The organism is Rhodococcus sp. SORGH_AS_0303 (genome assembly GCF_030819335.1).
Taxonomy (GTDB): Bacteria; Actinomycetota; Actinomycetes; order Mycobacteriales; family Mycobacteriaceae; genus Rhodococcoides.
Map to the genome: position 1 here is coordinate 2,435,976 of NZ_JAUTBO010000001.1, position 17,486 is coordinate 2,453,461.

The window sequence follows — 17,486 nt, forward strand, 5'->3', positions numbered from 1 at the left end:
TCGGTCACGACGACTACCGTGGAGGTGTGTCCGACCCCGCTACGTACCGCCCGGCCACCGGAACCATTCCGGTCGAGCCAGGGGTCTACAAATTTCGTGATCCGCACGGCCGCGTCATCTACGTCGGCAAGGCGAAGAGCCTGCGCAGCCGTCTCAATTCCTACTTCGCCGACATCGCCGGCCTGCATCCGCGCACTCGTCAGATGGTCACCACGGCTGCCAGCGTCGAATGGACCGTCGTCACCACCGAGGTGGAGGCGCTCCAGCTCGAGTACAACTGGATCAAGGAGTTCGATCCTCGATTCAACGTCCGGTACCGGGACGACAAGAGCTACCCGATGCTCGCGGTCACGCTCAACGAGGAGTACCCGCGGTTGTTCGTCTACCGCGGGCCCCGGCGCAAGGGTGTGCGCTACTTCGGCCCGTACGCGCACGCGTGGGCGATTCGAGAGACGTTGGACCTGCTGTTGCGGGTGTTCCCTGCGCGGACGTGCTCCGCTGGAGTGTTCAAGCGGCACAACCAGATCGGTCGGCCCTGTCTGCTCGGGTACATCGACAAGTGCTCGGCGCCGTGCGTCGGACGCGTGTCGGCGGCCGAACACCGTGCGACCGTCGAGAACTTCTGCGACTTCCTGTCCGGCAAGACCGACAAGCTCGTCCGCGAGCTCGAGAACCGGATGCAGAAGGCGTCGGAGGACCTGGACTTCGAGACGGCGGCCCGGCTGCGTGACGATGTGGGGGCACTGCGGCGCGCGCTCGAGAAGCAGGCCGTGGTGCTCGGCGACGGCACCGACGCGGACCTCGTCGCCTTCGCGAGCGACGACCTCGAAGCGGCGGTCCAGGTGTTCCACGTCCGCGGCGGTCGCGTGCGCGGCCAGCGCGGGTGGGTCGTGGAGAAGGCAGGCGAGGTGATCGACGCTGCGGTCGCGGCCGAGGCGACGTCCGCCGGGGCCGACGACCGTGCCGAGGCGCAGGACGCTCCGGTGGACGCGGAGGCGGCGTCCGATCTGCCGGCTCTCGTCGAGCAGTTCCTCACCCAGTTCTACGGCGAGCAGGCCTCGCTCTCGTCGTCCACCGAGGACGCCGCTGCCAACGCCGTACCCCGCGAGGTGCTCGTTCCGGTGCTGCCGCCGAACGCCGACGAGGTGCAGGCGTGGCTCAGTTCGCTGCGCGGGTCCGCGGTGCAGCTACGGGTGCCTCGTCGCGGCGACAAGAAGGAGCTCGCCAAGACGGTGTATCGCAACGCCGTCGAAGCGCTCCAGCAGCACAAGATGAAGCGTGCGGGCGACTTCACGTCGCGCTCCGCAGCGTTGCAGGGCATCCAGGAAGCGCTCGACCTCGACAGTGCACCGTTGCGCATCGAGTGCATCGACATCTCGCACGTCCAGGGCACCGACGTGGTCGCGTCGCTGGTGGTGTTCGAGGACGGGTTGCCGCGCAAGAGCGACTACCGCCACTACTCCATCAAGGAGGCTGCGGGAGACGGTCACTCGGACGACGTCGCGAGCATCGCCGAGGTCACACGGCGACGGTTCCTGCGTCATGGCAAGGACTCCGGCGGCGATCTGGCTCCCGAGGCCTCCCTCGACCCGCAGACGGGTCGGCCCCGCCGCTTCGCCTATCCGCCGAACCTCTTCGTCGTCGACGGCGGCGCACCGCAGGTGGCCGCGGCGGCCGAGGTGCTCGACGAGCTGGGTGTCACCGACGTCGCGGTGGTGGGTCTCGCGAAACGGCTCGAGGAGGTGTGGGTGCCGGGGGAGAGCGACCCCGTGATCCTGCCGCGCACCAGCGAGTCGCTGTACCTCCTCCAGCGGGTTCGCGACGAGGCGCACCGCTTCGCCATCACGTTCCACCGCAGCAAGCGGTCCAAGCGCATGACGGCGTCCGCGCTGGACTCGGTGCGCGGGCTCGGTGAGGCGCGTCGCACGGCATTGGTGACGCACTTCGGCTCGGTGGCCAAGCTCAAGCAGGCCGAGGTGTCCGAGATCGTGAAGGTGCCGGGTATCGGCGAGACGACGGCACGCGCCGTCCTCGAGGCACTGGGAGTTCCACAGGACCAGGACGCGTCGGCTGCCGCGGCCGCGTCGGAACCGACCGCGGTCCCCGACAACGAAGCGGACAGCGCCCCGGTACGACATGATGAACGCACCGACGGCAGCGACCGTGACGAGCTGCCGGCACCGTCCGGTGAGCCGCTGTCGGTGGCCGCGCATCGAGGAACAGGACACCGGGACGAGTGAACGTGCAGCGAGAGCAGGTGGGTGACCCCGTTCGACCGCACTCCGACATCGACGTCGCTCTGGTCACAGGGCTGTCCGGTGCCGGGCTCGGCACGGCGGCGAAGGTCCTCGAGGACCTGGGCTGGTACGTCGCCGACAACATGCCGCCCGAGCTGATCACTCGCATGATCGAGATCGGTCGCACCTCGGACCCCGGCATCGAGCGGCTCGCCCTGGTGGTCGACGTGCGCAGCCGATTGTTCAACGGCGACGTCGGCACCCTGCTCGCCGACCTGGCAGCGGACGGGGTGCGCCCGCGCGTGCTGTTCCTGGACGCGTCCGACGACGTGCTGATCCGGCGATTCGAATCGGTGCGCCGCAGCCACCCGCTGCAGAACTACGGTGTGGACGGCACACTCACGGAAGGCATCTCGGACGAGCGGGCCCGGTTGGCCACCGTCAAGGAGGCCGCGGACATCGTCATCGACACGAGCTCGCTCTCCGTGCACGGTCTGCGCGATCGTGTCGCCGCGGCGTTCGGCGACGACGTGGTGGGCACCGTGGCCGTCACCGTCGAGTCCTTCGGCTTCAAGTACGGGGTACCGCTCGACGCGGACGTGCTGTGCGACATGCGTTTCCTCCCGAACCCGCACTGGATCCCCGAGCTGCGCCCGCTCACGGGCAAGGACGCCGGCGTGCGGGACTACGTGCTGGGGCAGCCGGACGCGGAGGAGTACCTCGAGCTGTATCACCGCCTGCTGACGATGACGCTCGCCGGCTACCGGCGCGAGGGCAAGCGGTACATGACCGTCGCCGTCGGTTGCACCGGCGGCAAGCATCGCAGCGTCGCCATGACCGAGGCGCTCGCCGAACGGCTGCGTGCCGATGCCGACACCAGTGTCCGCGTCGTGCACCGCGACCTGGGTCGAGAGTGAGCGCGGACGGCGGACGCGGCGACGACGACGCTCCGCACATCGTCGCGCTCGGCGGCGGACACGGCCTCTACGCGACCCTGTCCGCCGTACGGTCGCTCTCCACCCGGGTGACGGCGGTGGTCACCGTGGCCGACGACGGCGGGTCGTCCGGCCGATTACGCGCGGAGCTCGGCATGATCCCGCCCGGCGATCTGCGCATGGCGCTCGCGGCGTTGGCCGCAGACTCTCCGCAGGGCAGGCTCTGGGCGGACATCCTGCAGCACCGCTTCGGCGGCAGCGGCGCGCTCGCCGGGCACTCGGTGGGCAATCTTCTGCTCGCCGGACTGTCCGAGGTGCTCGGTGACCCGGTGGCCGCACTCGACGAGGCCGCGCGGTTGCTCGGTGTCGACGGCCGGGTGCTGCCGATGTCGCCCATCGCCCTGGACATCGAGGCGGACGTGTCGGGACTCGAGTCCGACCCGCGCGTGAGCCGCGTCATCCGTGGGCAGGTCGCCGTCGCCACCACTCCCGGCAAGGTGCGGCGCGTCCGACTGCGCCCGTCGGATCCGCCGGCCACCGAGCAGGCCGTCACCGCTGTGGGCGCCGCCGATCTGGTCGTCCTCGGACCCGGGTCCTGGTTCTCCAGCGTGTTGCCGCACGTCCTCGTGCCCGAGCTCGCCTCGGCGCTGCGCGCCACCGAGGCCCGCAAGGTGCTGGTGCTCAATCTCGGGCCGGAGCCGGGGGAGACCACGGGATTCTCGGCGGAGCGTCATCTCCACGTACTGTCCCAACACGCGCCGGGTTTTCGGGTGCATCACGTGGTGGTCGACTCGACGTCGGTGCCGCCGGGGTCCGAGCGTGATCACCTCGCGCGGGCCGCCGCGGTGTTCGGCGCCGACGTGATCCACGCCGACGTCGCGGGGGCGACACCACACGCACACGACCCGAGCAAGCTCGCGGCCGTGTTCGCCGCTGTTCTCGAGGGCGCCGACCGGGCCGACCTCGACAGCAGCACCGACAGCAGGAAGGGATCGACGTCGTGGCCATGACAGCCGATGTCAAGGACGAACTGAGCCGCCTCACCATCACGGCGGTCAGCTGCCGCAAGGCGGAGGTCGCTGCGTTGCTGCGCTTCGCCGGGGGGCTGCACATCGTGGCCGGTCGCGTCGTCGTCGAGGCGGAGGTGGACCAGCTGTCCATCGCCCGGCGGCTCAAGCGCGAGGTGTTCGATCTGTTCGGCTACAACGCGGACGTGCACTCCATCGGCGCGGGCGGGCTGCGCAAGTCGACCCGCTACATCGTCCGGGTGGCCAAGGACGGCGAGGCCCTGGCGCGCCAGACCGGGCTCCTCGACATGCGTGGTCGGCCGGTGCGCGGACTTCCCGCCCAGGTGGTGGGCGGCACCGTCGCCGATTCCGAGGCGGCGTGGCGCGGTGCGTTCCTCGCGCACGGCTCGCTCACCGAACCCGGTCGATCGTCGGCGCTCGAGGTCAGCTGCCCCGGACCCGAGGCAGCGCTCGCGCTGGTCGGCGCCGCCCGCCGGCTCGGTGTGGCGGCCAAGGCGCGAGAGGTGCGCGGCGCCGATCGCGTGGTCGTACGCGACGGCGAGGCCATCGGTGTCCTCCTCACGAGGATGGGCGCCCAGGACACTCGACTGACGTGGGAGGAGCGCCGGATGCGCCGCGAGGTGCGGGCCACGGCGAATCGTCTCGCGAACTTCGACGACGCCAACCTGCGCCGCTCCGCGCGGGCGGCCGTCGCGGCCGCGGCGCGGGTCGAGAGGGCGCTGGCGATTCTCGGCGAGGACGTCCCGGACCATCTCGCCGCGGCGGGTCACCTGCGCGTGCAGCACCGCCAGGCGTCGCTCGAGGAGCTCGGGCAGCTCGCCGATCCGCCCATGACGAAGGACGCGGTGGCGGGCCGGATCCGCCGACTGCTGTCCATGGCCGACCGCAAGGCGAAGGACTCGGGCATCCCGGACACGGAGTCGGCCGTCACGGCCGACCTACTCGACGAGGCATGAGCGCGGGTGCCTGACCGAGAACTGCACCACCCCGAACCATTAGGGTGATCACAGGTCACGGAGCGGCTCGGTCGCCCGGGACGGACACGTCCGCACCATCACGTGCGGTGGAGGAAACCGATGCACGACCCGTGCATCGACGAGGAACACGAGTTTCAACACAAAGGAGCGAACAGTGACGGTTCGGGTTGGCGTGAACGGCTTCGGTCGTATCGGACGTAACTTCTTCCGGGCGGTCGATGCGCAGAAGGCGCTCGGCACCACCGACATCGAGATCGTTGCGGTGAACGACCTCACCGACAACGCAACGCTCGCTCACCTGCTCAAGTACGACTCCATCCTCGGCCGCCTCCCGCACGACGTCTCGCTCGAGGGCGACGACACCATCGTCGTCGGCGACCGCAAGATCAAGGCTCTCTCGCTGCGCGAGGGTCCCTCCGCCCTGCCGTGGGGAGACCTGGGCGTCGACGTCGTCGTCGAGTCCACCGGCATCTTCACCGACGCGTCGAAGGCTCAGGGCCACATCGACGCCGGTGCCAAGAAGGTCATCATCTCCGCGCCGGCCAAGGGCGAGGACATCACCATCGTCATGGGCGTCAACGACGACAAGTACGACGGCAGCCAGAACATCATCTCGAACGCTTCGTGCACCACCAACTGCCTCGGCCCCATCGCCAAGGTGCTCGACGACGAGTTCGGCATCGTCAAGGGCCTCATGACCACGATCCACGCCTACACGCAGGATCAGAACCTGCAGGACGGTCCGCACTCGGACCTGCGTCGCGCCCGCGCCGCCGCGCTCAACGTCGTGCCCACGGGCACCGGCGCCGCGAAGGCCATCGGCCTGGTGCTCCCGCAGCTGCTCGGCAAGCTCGACGGCTACGCGCTGCGCGTCCCGATCCCCACGGGTTCGGTCACCGACCTCACCGCCCAGGTGCGCAAGACCGCCTCGGTCGAGGAGATCAACGCGGCCATGAAGGCTGCGGCCGAGGGCCCGCTGAAGGGCATCCTGAAGTACACCGACGCACCGATCGTCTCCTCCGACATCGTCACCGACCCGGCGTCGTCGATCTTCGACTCGGGCCTGACCAAGGTCATCGAGGACCAGGTCAAGATCGTCTCCTGGTACGACAACGAGTGGGGCTACTCCAACCGTCTCGTCGACCTCATCGGACTCGTCGGAAAGTCGCTCTGACCCGATGGCCGTCAAGACACTGCAGGATCTCATCGACGAGGGCGTCGACGGACGCGGCGTCCTCGTCCGTGCCGATTTCAACGTTCCGCTCGACGACGGGCAGATCACGGACGCCGGCCGTATCGAGGCGTCGCTCCCGACGCTGAAGACGCTGCTCGAGGCGGGTGCCAAGCTCATCGTGACCGCGCACCTCGGCCGGCCGGAGGGCAAGCCGGACGCCGCGTTCTCGTTGGCTCCGGTCGCGGCGAAGCTCGGCGAACTGCTGGGACGCCACGTCCAGCTCGCCGGTGACGTCGTCGGTCAGGACGCCGAGGCTCGCGCCGAGGGTCTGACCGACGGAGACGTTCTCCTGCTCGAGAACATACGCTTCGATCCGCGCGAGACCAGCAAGGACGACGCCGAGCGGCTGGCGCTCGCGAAGGAACTGGCCACGCTGGCCGGCGACGACGCCGCGTTCGTGTCCGACGGTTTCGGTGTCGTGCATCGCAAGCAGGCGTCGGTCTACGACGTCGCGACGCTGCTCCCGCACTACGCGGGCACGCTGGTCGCGACCGAGGTCGACGTCCTGACGAAGCTGACCGAGACCCCCGAGCGTCCCTACGCCGTGGTGCTCGGCGGCTCCAAGGTGTCCGACAAGATCGGTGTCATCGAGGCGCTGGCGCCGAAGGTCGACACGCTGGTCATCGGCGGCGGCATGGCTTTCACCTTCCTTGCGGCGCAAGGGTATTCCGTGGGCACGTCGCTGCTGCAGGAAGATCGCATCGAGACGTGCAAGGACCTGCTCGAGCGTTTCGGTGACGTCATCCACCTTCCGACGGACGTCGTCGTCGCCGACAGCTTCTCCGCCGACGCGGAGTCGAAGACGGTGAAGGCGTCGGAGATCCCCGACGGCTGGATGGGTCTGGACGTGGGGCCCGACTCGGTGGACCGTTTCGAGGCGGTGCTGAGCAACGCCAAGACCATCTTCTGGAACGGTCCCGCCGGAGTCTTCGAGTTCGAGAAGTTCTCGAAGGGCACCGAAGGTATCGCTCGGGCGATCATCGCGGCGACCACGAAGGGCGCGTTCAGTGTCGTGGGCGGTGGCGACTCCGCCGCGGCCGTGCGCACGCTGGGTCTCCCGGACGCCGGTTTCTCGCACATCTCCACCGGTGGCGGTGCCTCCCTCGAGTACCTCGAGGGCAAGCAGCTCCCCGGCCTGTCGGTACTGGAGGGCTGAACCATGACATCTCCACGAGCTTCGCTCGACCGTAAGGCCAGGACCCCGTTCATCGCCGGTAACTGGAAGATGAATCTGAACCACCTCGAGGCCATCGCCCTGGTGCAGAAGATCGCCTTCTCGTTGCCAGCGAAGTACTTCGAGAAGGTCGACGTCGCGGTGATCCCGCCGTTCACCGACATCCGCAGTGTCCAGACGTTGATCGAGGGCGACAAGCTCCTGCTCACGTTCGGCGCGCAGGATCTCTCGCCCCACGACTCCGGCGCCTACACCGGCGACATCAGCGGTGCCTTTCTGGCCAAGCTGGGCTGCACGTACGTCGTGGTCGGGCACTCGGAGCGTCGCGCCGGACACGGCGAGACCGACGAGGCGGTGCTCGCCAAGACCAAGGCCGCGCTGAAGCACGGACTCGTGCCGATCGTCTGCATCGGTGAGGGTCTCGAGGTGCGGGAGGCCGGCGAGCACGTGGCGTTCAACGTCGAGCAGCTCCGCGGGTCCCTCGCGGGTCTGAGTGCCGAGGAGATCGGGAAGATCGTCGTTGCCTACGAGCCGGTGTGGGCCATCGGTACCGGCCGCGTGGCCAGTGCCGCGGACGCGCAGGAAGTCTGCGGAGCCATCCGTCAGGAGCTGGCGTCGCTCGCCGACGTCGACACCGCGGCGGCGGTCCGTGTGCTGTACGGCGGATCGGTCAGCTCGAAGAACGTGGGCGAGATCGTCGGCCAGACCGACGTCGACGGTGCACTGGTGGGCGGAGCGTCGCTGAAGGCGGACGAGTTCGCCACCCTGTGTGCCATCGCCGCCGGGGGACCGCTTCCCTGACCCACCGTGCATCACCGATCGAAGGGCACGTCGCACACGCGACGTGCCCTTCGTCGTTCGGCGGCGCGCGGCCTGTAACATTGGCCATCATGCGCACGTTCCTGGACATCCTGCTGGTGGTCACCAGCATCGGCCTGCTCGTCTTCGTCCTGCTGCACCGCGGCAAGGGCGGCGGCCTGTCGAGCCTGTTCGGTGGTGGCGTGCAGTCGTCTCTGTCCGGGTCCAGCGTCGTCGAGAAGAACCTCGACCGTGTCACCGTCTTCACCGGTGTCGTGTGGCTCATCTGCATCCTGGGAATCGGCCTGGAGATCAAGTTCGCCTGATCAGGTGACGTGAGGCCCGGTCGACCGCGATGTCTCGTACCCCCGACACGCCTGACCCGGACACGTCTCTTCCCGACGACGTCTCCGCGCGCATCGATCGCGCCCTCGCTGATCACGATCTGTCCGCCGTCACGGTCGGGCTGTCCCGGGTCTCGGTGGACCAGGCCGTCGATCTCCTCGAGCGCCTGAGCCTGAAGCACCGCGCACTCGTGTTCCGATTGTTGCCGAAAGATCGTGCCCTCGCCGTCTTCGAGGGCCTGCCCGGCACGCTGCAGAGCGACCTCGTCCGCGGACTTCGCGACGAGGATGTCGCGTCGGTCTTCGCCGAACTCGATCCCGACGATCGGGTCGGACTCCTCGACGAGCTCCCCGCCTCGGTCGCCACCCGGTTGATGCTCGGACTCCCGCCGGCCGAGCGTGACCTCACCGCAGCGGTGCTGGGCTACCCGGCCGGGTCCATCGGACGACGCATGAGTCCCGAGTACGTCTCGTGCAGGCCGGACATGACGGCAGCCCAGTGCCTCGACCGAGTACGCGCCCGCGTCGCCGATGCCGAGACGGTCTACACGCTGCCCGTCGTGGACGAGGGCCGCAGCCTGGTCGGCGTCGTCAGCCTGCGCGACCTGATGGTGGCACCCGCGGATGCGCTGGTGCAGGAACTCGTGCACGAGGCGTATTCGGCGCTCGCGACGGACGATGCAGAATCCGCGGCACGACGCTGCGCCGACCGCAAAGTGCTCGCGCTGCCCGTCGTCGACGCCGAGGCCCGGCTCGTCGGCATCCTGACGGTGGACGACGCCCTCGCGATCCTCGAGGAGGCAGAGTCCGAGGACCAGGCGCGCCTGAGTGGATACGAGCCGTTGCGGCGGCCCTACCTCGCGACACCGGTCCTGTCGGTCGTCCGGTCCCGGGTGGTGTGGCTTCTCGTACTGGCGATCGGAGCCACGCTGACCGTCCACGTGCTCGAGATCTTCGAGGCGACGCTCGAACAGAAGGTGGTGCTGTCGCTGTTCGTGCCGCTGCTGATCGGCACGGGCGGCAACACCGGAAACCAAGCGGCGACGACCGTGACCAGGGCCCTGGCACTCGACGACGTCCGGCCGCGGGACATCCTCGCCGTCGTCGGACGCGAGATGCGTGTCGGTGTCAGTCTGGGCCTGCTTCTCGGTGGTGTCGGGTTCGCGGTCGCCTCCCTGGTCTACGACACGTCGATCGGCACCGTCATCGGACTCACCCTGCTGAGCATCTGCACGATGGCCGCGACCGTGGGCGGAGCGATGCCGCTGATCGGCAAGGCCGTCCGGGTGGACCCGGCGGTGTTCTCGAACCCGTTCATCACCACGTTCGTCGACGCGACCGGATTGATCGTCTACTTTCTCATCGCGCGGGCAGTGTTGGGGCTCTAGCCCCGCGCTGCGATCCGGGGGCGCGCCGACGATACTGTCCCCATGACAGTCGTGGATCCAGGTCTGCCCGCCACCGAACCTCTGCGCGAGGACATTCGGCTCCTCGGCGGAATTCTCGGTTCCGTCGTTCGGGACCACGAGGGAGAGGAGATCTTCGACCTCGTCGAGCAGGCCCGAGTGGAGTCGTTCCGCGTGCGGCGGTCGGAGATCGATCGCGGCGAACTCGCCCGGCTCTTCGACGGCATCGACATCACGCGTGCCATCCCGGTGATCCGGGCGTTCAGTCACTTCTCGCTTCTCGCCAACCTGGCGGAGGACATTCACCGCGAGCGCCGCCGCGCCGTGCACGTGCGTGCCGGGGAGCCGCCCCAGGACAGCAGTCTCGCCTCCACCTACAGCAAGCTCGATGCGGCGCGCCTCGACGCCGCCACGGTGGAGGACCTGCTCCGTGACGCCCTGGTGTCGCCCGTCATCACCGCGCATCCCACCGAGACGCGTCGCCGCACCGTGTCGGAGATCCAGAGCCGCATCACCGATCTGATGCGCTTCCGTGAGCGCACGGAACTGGACGACACCGAGATCGCGGAGACCGACGCGAAGATCGAGCGGCAGATCCTCGCACTGTGGCAGACGGCGCTGATCCGGCTGTCCCGCTTGCGGATCCAGGACGAGATCGAGGTGGGTCTGCGCTACTACGACATGTCGCTCTTCGACGTGATCCCGCGCATCAACACCGAGCTGCGGGCAGCGCTCCGCAGCCGTTGGCCGGATGCCGACCTGCTGACGCAGCCGATGCTGCGACCCGGATCGTGGATCGGCGGCGACCGGGACGGCAACCCCTTCGTCACCGGGGAGATCGTGCACCGCGCGACCAACCGTGCCGCGCAGGTCGCGTTCACCCGGTATCTCGCGGATCTCGTCGGTCTCGAGCACGAGCTGTCCATGTCGGCTCGGTTGATCGACGTGGACGCGGACCTGCAGGCCCTGGCCGATGCGTCGAAGGACGAGTCGGCGTTCCGTGCGGACGAGCCCTTCCGCCGAGCTGTGCGCGGTATCCGCGGGCGACTGTCGGCGACGGCGCGCCGCATGCTGGACGTGGTTCCGGACAACACCCTCGACTCGCCGGAACTCGAGCCGTACGGCGCCCCGCAGGAGATGCTCGACGATCTGGACCTGCTGGACCGCTCGTTGCGGCGCACGGCCAACGGCGTCATCGCCGACGACCGACTCGCGACGCTCCGGCAGGCGCTCGAGACCTTCGGGTTCCACCTGTCCGGGCTCGACATGCGGCAGAACTCCGAGATCCACGAACAGGTCGTGGCGGAGTTGCTGGCCTGGGCGGGCGTCCACGCGGACTACGCGTCACTGTCCGAGGACGAGCGCGTCGCGATCCTCTCCGCCGAGCTCGAGACGCGGAGACCCCTCATCGGGCCCCGCGCGGAGTTCAGCGAGCAGACGGCCAAGGAGCTGGCGATCGTCGAGTCCGCCGCGGACGCCGTGCGCACGTTCGGCGGCGGCGCGGTGCCGAACTACATCATCAGCATGTGCACCTCGGTCAGCGACATGCTCGAGGCCGCGGTGCTGCTCAAGGAGGCGGGCATCCTCGATCCCGGCGACGCCGAGACGGGTCCGTCCTCGCCCGTCGGTGTGGTGCCGCTGTTCGAGACGATCGACGATCTCCAGCAGGGCGCGGCGACCCTCACCGCGACGTTGTCCATCCCCGTCTACCGCGCGCTGGTGACGTCCCGCGGGGACAACCAGGAAGTCATGCTGGGGTACTCCGACTCCAACAAGGACGGCGGGTACCTGGCCGCGAACTGGGCGCTCTACCGTGCCGAACTCGACCTCGTCGAGGCTGCACGCGCCGCCGGGATCCGGCTACGACTGTTCCACGGCCGCGGTGGCACCGTGGGCCGCGGCGGTGGCCCGAGCTACGACGCCATCCTCGCGCAGCCGACCGGTGCGGTCACCGGCTCGCTGCGGATCACCGAGCAGGGCGAGGTGATCGCGGCGAAGTACGCGGAACCCCGCCTGGCGCGCCGCAACCTCGAGACGCTGTTGGCGGCGACCATCGAGAGCACGTTGCTCGACGTCGAGGGGCTCGGGGACGACGCCGAGCCGGCCTACGCGCTGCTCGACGATCTGGCGGCACGCGCCCAGGCCGCGTACGGGGCACTGGTCCACGAGACGCCGGGCTTCGTCGAGTACTTCCGGATGTCCACACCGGTCGCCGAGATCGGGGAGCTCAACATCGGCAGCCGGCCGGCGTCGCGGAAGCCCACCAACTCGGTGTACGACCTGCGGGCGATCCCGTGGGTGATGTCGTGGAGTCAGTCGCGGGTGATGTTGCCCGGCTGGTACGGGGTGGGTACCGCGTTCGAGGACTGGGTCGGCGGCGACGCGGACAAGCTGGCCACGTTGACCGATCTGTACCGGCGGTGGCCGTTCTTCCGGACGGTGCTGTCCAACATGGCGCAGGTCATGGCCAAGTCGGATCTGGGGCTCGCCGCCCGGTACTCCGAACTGGTGCCGGACGAGCAGCTCCGCAAGACCGTGTTCGACATGATCTCGACCGAGCATGCCAAGACCGTGTCGATGTACCTGAAGATCACCGGGCACGACGGGCTGCTCGACGACAACCCGGCGCTGGCGCGGTCGGTGTTCAACCGCTTCCCGTACCTCGAGCCGCTGAACCACCTGCAGGTGGAACTACTCGCACAGCTGCGGGCGGGAGACGATCGCGAGCAGGTCAAGCGCGGCATCCTGCTGACCATGAACGGGCTCGCGACCGCGTTGCGCAACAGCGGATAGAGGGAACCGCGCGGACCCTCCCGGCGTCGAACAGAACAGACCCATTCGACGCCGGGAGGATCTCCGTCATGACTCCGCAGAACCAACACCGTTGCACCGCAACCGCATCCGCGTGGCGCAGGGGAGTGCCCCGGCGTCGACCAGCGGCCTCGACACCCGTCCGACCGAAGGACGATCAGCCCGGACGGCCGCCGGCCTGACCGTCGCTCAGAGGCGGGACGCCGACCCCGCGTCGCTCAGAGGCGGGACGCCGACCCCGCGTCCAGGAACCACACGGTCGACTCGAGGCCGTGTGCGCCGGCGGCCGGATGCTCGACCGGGTCCGCGCCCCCGACACAGGCGGCGACGGCATCGGCCTTGCCCTCGCCCGAGACGAGGAACCACACGTGCCGAGACCTGTTCACCGCCGGGAGCGTCAGCGTGATGCGCACGGGAGGCGGCTTGGGGGAGTCGGTCACGGCCACGACCCAGCGTGACTTCTCCTGCACCGCGTCACCGTGGGCGAAGAGGGAGTTGACGTGAGAATCCGGGCCCATGCCGAGCAGGTGGATGTCGAAGGCGGGTCCGTCCTCCGGTGCGAAGGCTGCCACCGACTGCAGGTAGGTCACCGCCGCGGCCTCGACGTCGTCGCCCAGCGGCGAGTCGGACGGGGCCATGACGTGCACGCGGTCGGGATCGACGCCGACGTGATCGAGCAGGGCGTCCCTGGCCTGCACGTAGTTGCGTTCCGGGTCGCCCTCGGGGAGGAAGCGTTCGTCACCGAAGAAGACGTCGACGGCGGACCAGTCGATGTCGCCGCCGAGGTCGCGGACAGCGGCCAGGGTCGCGACGCCGGTGCCGCCACCGGTCAGCACGACGGATGCGGTACCGCGTGCTCGCTGGGCGTCGACGACCACCGACACGAATCGCTCGGCCGCGGCGCGGGCGAGAGCCGCCGTGTCGTCGGAACGGTGGATCTCCGGTCGTGTCTCACTCATAGGTCACCTTCGTCAGGCCGGCGAGGGCCTCTTCGTAGATCTCGTCACGGTCGAGTCGACGCAGCTCCTCCGCGAGGCAGTCGCGGGTCTCCCGCCGGGCGAGTGAGACCAGCGTGTCCGGTTGTCCGGTGCGGATGAGGGTGGCCGTGGTGCCGGTCTGCGGCCTGCTGATGGACACGGTGCTGTCGGCCAGCACCATCTCCACACGCAGGTCGCCGACCTTGCGCACCACGGGGACGTCGAGGCGGGCGGCGAACCACCCGGCGAGGATGTCCAGTGCGGGCTCCTCGCGCAGACCCGACACGGTCACCGATCGCACCGGCTCGGCCTGCTGGTCGAGTGCCGTGGTGAGCAGCGCACGCCAATAGGTGATGCGCGACCAGGCGAGGTCGGAATCCCCCTCGGCGTACGACTCGAGTCGCGACGAGATGGCAGCGCGCGGGTCGGGTGAGTTGGTCGCGTCGGTGATCCGGCGGATGGCGAGTCGGCCCACCGGGTCCTCCTTCGGGACCGCCGGTGCTCCGCTCGGCCACCAGGCCACCACGGGGGTGTCCGGCAGCAGGAAGGGGAGAACGACGCTCTGCTCGTGTTCCGACAGCTCGCCCCGTAGTCGCAGGAAGACCACCTCGGACGCGCCCGCGTCGCCGCCGACGCGGATCTGCGCGTCCAGAACGTCGTCGTCGTCGCGATCACCGCGGGCCAACACGATCACACGACACGGGTGCTCCCGGCTGGCCTCGTTGGCCGCCTCGATCGCGGCTTCGAACTTCGCGGGATCACGGATGACGACCACCAGGGTGAGCACCCGACCGAGCGTGACGGCGCCGCCCGATTCGCGGAGCTCCACCAGCTTCTTCGAGACGGCACCGGTGGTGGTGGCGGGCAGATCGACGATCACGGCCTTCTCCATTCGCGTCCGGTGCGCTGCATCATCTCGTTGGCCGAGTTGGGGCCCCACGTGCCGGCCTCGTACGGATCGGCCGCGCCTCCGGACGCCCAGTACTCGAGGATGGGGTCGAGGATCTTCCACGACAGCTCGACTTCGGCATTGACCGGGAAGAGCGACGGCTCACCGAGCAGCACGTCGAGGATGAGCCGCTCGTACGCCTCGGGCGACGACTCGGTGAAGGCCTGGCCGTAACTGAAGTCCATGCTGACGTCCCGCACCTGCATGCTGGACCCCGGCACCTTCGATCCGAAGCGCAGCGTGACGCCCTCGTCGGGCTGCACGCGGATGACGAGTGCGTTCTGGCCCAGTTCCTCGGTCATCGTGGCGTCGAACGGCAGGTGCGGTGCGCGTTTGAAGATCATCGCGATCTCGGTCACGCGCCGCCCGAGCGACTTTCCCGTGCGGAGGTAGAACGGCACGCCGCCCCACCGCCGGGTATCCACCTCGAGGGTGATGGCCGCGTAGGTCTCGGTGTTCGACTCCGCGTCGAACCCCTCCTCCTCCTTGAGCCCCTTCACCTTCTGACTGCCCTGCCACCCCGAGGTGTACTGCCCCCGGGCGGCGGTCTGCGCGAACGGCTCCGCCAGACGCGTCGACGAGAGGACCTTGATCTTCTCGCTCTGCAGTTCGCTGGGGCTGAAGCTGACCGGCTCCTCCATCGCGGTGATGGCGAGCAACTGCAGCAGGTGGTTCTGGATCACGTCGCGCGCAGCGCCGATGCCGTCGTAGTACCCGGCTCGACCCCCCAGGCCGATGTCCTCGGCCATCGTGATCTGCACGTGGTCCACGTAGTGGGCGTTCCAGATCGGGTCGAACAGCTGGTTGGCGAAGCGCAGCGCCAGGATGTTCTGGACCGTCTCCTTGCCGAGGTAGTGGTCGATGCGGAAGACGCGGTCCTCCGGGAACACCCGGTTGACGATCGCGTTGAGCTCCTTCGCGCTCGCGAGATCGTGTCCGAAGGGCTTCTCGATCACCACTCGACGCCAGTGCCGCGGCGCCTCGTCCTCGGTATCCGGCCCGGTGGCGAGACCGGACGCCGACAACTGCTCGAGCACCGTGGGGAACGCGCCCGGCGGGATGGACAGGTAGAACGCGTGGTTCCCACCGGTTCCGCGCTCGACGTCGAGTTCCGCGAGCGTTCTCGTGAGCTGATCGAACGCCGCGGCGTCGTCGAACGACCCCTGCACGAAGCGGATGCCTTCCGACAACCGTTCCCACACGTCCTCACGGAACGGCGTCCGGGAGTGCTCCCGGACCGCGTCGTGGACGATGGTGCCGAAGTCCTGATCCGACCATTCACGCCGGGCGAACCCGACCAGCGCGAACCCGGGCGGCAGGAGCCCACGGTTCGCGAGGTCGTACACCGCCGGCATCAACTTCTTGCGCGCCAGGTCGCCGGTGACACCGAAGATCACCAGGCTGCAGGGCCCGGCGATCCTCGGGAGACGCTTGTCTCTGCTGTCACGGAGCGGATTCACCCAGGGTGTGGCTGACTCCGTCGCCACGGTTCAGCTCTTCGACGCGGCGGAGAGTTGCTCGGAGGTGGCGTCGAGCAGTTCGCCCCACGACGCCTCGAACTTCTGGACGCCCTCGTTCTCGAGCACGAGGAAGACGTCGGTCAGGTCGATACCCAGTGCACTGATGGCGTCGAAGACGGCCTGCGACTCCTGACCCTTGCCCGTGATGGTGTCGCCGGTGACCTCGCCGTGGTCGGCGAAGGCGTCCATCGTCTTCTCGGGCATGGTGTTGACGGTGTTCGGGGCGACCAGCTCGGACACGTACAGCGTGTCCGGCAGGGTCGGATCCTTCACTCCGGTGGAGGCCCAGAGCGGGCGCTGCGGCCGGGCGTTGTCGGTCAGCATGCCTTGGAAACGCGACCCGATCTCGAACACCTGCTGGTAGGCGACGTACGCGAGGCGTGCGTTGGCCAGTGCGGCCTTACCCTTCAGGTCGGTCGCCTCCGGTGTTCCGATGGCGTCGAGACGCTTGTCGATCTCGGTGTCGACGCGCGAGACGAAGAACGACGCGACCGAGTGGATCGACGACAGGTCGTGGCCCGCGGCCTTCGCCGACTCGAGTCCCTCGAGGTAGGCGTTCATGACGGCCTCGTAGCGCTCGACCGAGAAGATGAGCGTGACGTTGACGCTGATGCCCTCGCCGATGACCTTGGCGATGGCGGGGATGCCGGCCTCGGTGGCGGGGATCTTGATCAGGACGTTGGGCCGGTCGACGATCTTCCACAGCTCGATCGCCTGCGCGACCGTCTTGTCGGTGTCGTGGGCCAGGCGGGGATCGACCTCGATGGACACCCGTCCGTCGACTCCGTTGGTCGCCTCGTACACCGGTGCGAGCACGTCGCACGCATTGCGGACGTCGTCGGTGGTGACCGTGCGGATGACGGAATCGACGTCGGCACCGCGAGCGGCGAGCTCGTTCACCTGCTCGTCGTACGAGGTGCCCTTCGACAGGGCGGCCTGGAAGATCGACGGGTTCGTGGTGACGCCGACGACCGACTTGGAGTCGATCAGGTCCTTCAGGTTGCCTGAGGAGATCCGGTCACGGGAGAGGTCGTCCAGCCAGACCGAGACTCCGGCGGCGGACAGGTCTGCGAGATTCTGGTTCTGAGTCATGCTG

Annotated in this window: 14 protein-coding genes; 10 read left to right on the top strand and 4 right to left on the bottom strand. The window is 68.8% G+C overall.

Features of this window, described 5'->3' with window-relative positions; translation table 11 throughout:
• Positions 1 to 26: 26 nt before the first annotated feature.
• The 10 genes from uvrC (at position 27) to ppc (ending at position 12,926) form a co-directional block, all read left to right on the top strand.
• Positions 27 to 2,240 carry an excinuclease ABC subunit UvrC gene (uvrC, locus tag QE449_RS11555; protein ID WP_307108844.1) on the top strand — a complete coding sequence of 738 codons (2,214 nt, stop codon included), beginning with the start codon at positions 27 to 29 and terminating at the stop codon, positions 2,238 to 2,240.
• Positions 2,237 to 3,154, top strand: a complete 918-nt coding sequence (rapZ, locus tag QE449_RS11560; RefSeq protein WP_051613222.1) for an RNase adapter RapZ — start codon at positions 2,237 to 2,239, stop codon at positions 3,152 to 3,154. The genes uvrC and rapZ overlap by 4 nt, the downstream gene beginning before the upstream one ends.
• Positions 3,151 to 4,182: a uridine diphosphate-N-acetylglucosamine-binding protein YvcK gene (gene yvcK, locus QE449_RS11565; protein WP_051613223.1), complete on the top strand. Its 1,032-nt coding sequence runs from the start codon at positions 3,151 to 3,153 to the stop codon at positions 4,180 to 4,182. Before rapZ ends, yvcK begins: the two co-directional genes overlap by 4 nt.
• Positions 4,179 to 5,156: a DNA-binding protein WhiA gene (whiA, locus tag QE449_RS11570; protein WP_197027771.1), complete on the top strand. Its 978-nt coding sequence runs from the start codon at positions 4,179 to 4,181 to the stop codon at positions 5,154 to 5,156. Before yvcK ends, whiA begins: the two co-directional genes overlap by 4 nt.
• Before the next feature lie 175 nt (positions 5,157 to 5,331).
• On the top strand, positions 5,332 to 6,351 hold the full coding sequence (gene gap, locus QE449_RS11575; protein WP_027505278.1) for a type I glyceraldehyde-3-phosphate dehydrogenase: 1,020 nt from the start codon (positions 5,332 to 5,334) through the stop codon (positions 6,349 to 6,351).
• A gap of 4 nt (positions 6,352 to 6,355) precedes the next feature.
• Positions 6,356 to 7,567 carry a phosphoglycerate kinase gene (pgk, locus tag QE449_RS11580; RefSeq protein ID WP_222637594.1) on the top strand — a complete coding sequence of 404 codons (1,212 nt, stop codon included), beginning with the start codon at positions 6,356 to 6,358 and terminating at the stop codon, positions 7,565 to 7,567.
• 3 nt (positions 7,568 to 7,570) lie between these two features.
• Positions 7,571 to 8,386, top strand: coding sequence for a triose-phosphate isomerase (tpiA, locus tag QE449_RS11585; protein WP_222637593.1), 816 nt, complete (start codon positions 7,571 to 7,573; stop codon positions 8,384 to 8,386).
• Positions 8,387 to 8,475: 89 nt separating this feature from the next.
• Positions 8,476 to 8,709: a preprotein translocase subunit SecG gene (gene secG, locus QE449_RS11590; RefSeq protein ID WP_027505281.1), complete on the top strand. Its 234-nt coding sequence runs from the start codon at positions 8,476 to 8,478 to the stop codon at positions 8,707 to 8,709.
• 29 nt (positions 8,710 to 8,738) lie between these two features.
• On the top strand, positions 8,739 to 10,115 hold the full coding sequence (mgtE, locus tag QE449_RS11595) for a magnesium transporter (protein WP_307108845.1): 1,377 nt from the start codon (positions 8,739 to 8,741) through the stop codon (positions 10,113 to 10,115).
• A gap of 42 nt (positions 10,116 to 10,157) precedes the next feature.
• Positions 10,158 to 12,926 carry a phosphoenolpyruvate carboxylase gene (gene ppc / locus QE449_RS11600; RefSeq protein ID WP_056444689.1) on the top strand — a complete coding sequence of 923 codons (2,769 nt, stop codon included), beginning with the start codon at positions 10,158 to 10,160 and terminating at the stop codon, positions 12,924 to 12,926.
• A 236-nt stretch (positions 12,927 to 13,162) separates the two neighbouring features.
• On the opposite strand, the gene pgl is transcribed toward ppc, so the two are convergent.
• From pgl to tal, 4 genes are read right to left on the bottom strand one after another with little or no spacing between them, the layout of a single operon-like run.
• Entirely contained in the window at positions 13,163 to 13,903 is a 741-nt protein-coding gene (gene pgl, locus QE449_RS11605; protein WP_027505283.1) for a 6-phosphogluconolactonase, read from the bottom strand.
• Positions 13,896 to 14,801, bottom strand: coding sequence for a glucose-6-phosphate dehydrogenase assembly protein OpcA (gene opcA, locus QE449_RS11610; protein ID WP_027505284.1), 906 nt, complete (start codon positions 14,799 to 14,801; stop codon positions 13,896 to 13,898). The genes pgl and opcA overlap by 8 nt, the downstream gene beginning before the upstream one ends.
• On the bottom strand, positions 14,798 to 16,357 hold the full coding sequence (zwf, locus tag QE449_RS11615) for a glucose-6-phosphate dehydrogenase (protein ID WP_307108846.1): 1,560 nt from the start codon (positions 16,355 to 16,357) through the stop codon (positions 14,798 to 14,800). The genes opcA and zwf overlap by 4 nt, the downstream gene beginning before the upstream one ends.
• Before the next feature lie 3 nt (positions 16,358 to 16,360).
• The gene (gene tal, locus QE449_RS11620; protein ID WP_027505286.1) at positions 16,361 to 17,482 is read right to left on the bottom strand and encodes a transaldolase; all 1,122 of its coding nucleotides are present in this window, start codon (positions 17,480 to 17,482) and stop codon (positions 16,361 to 16,363) included.
• Between the last annotated feature and the right edge of the window lie 4 nt (positions 17,483 to 17,486).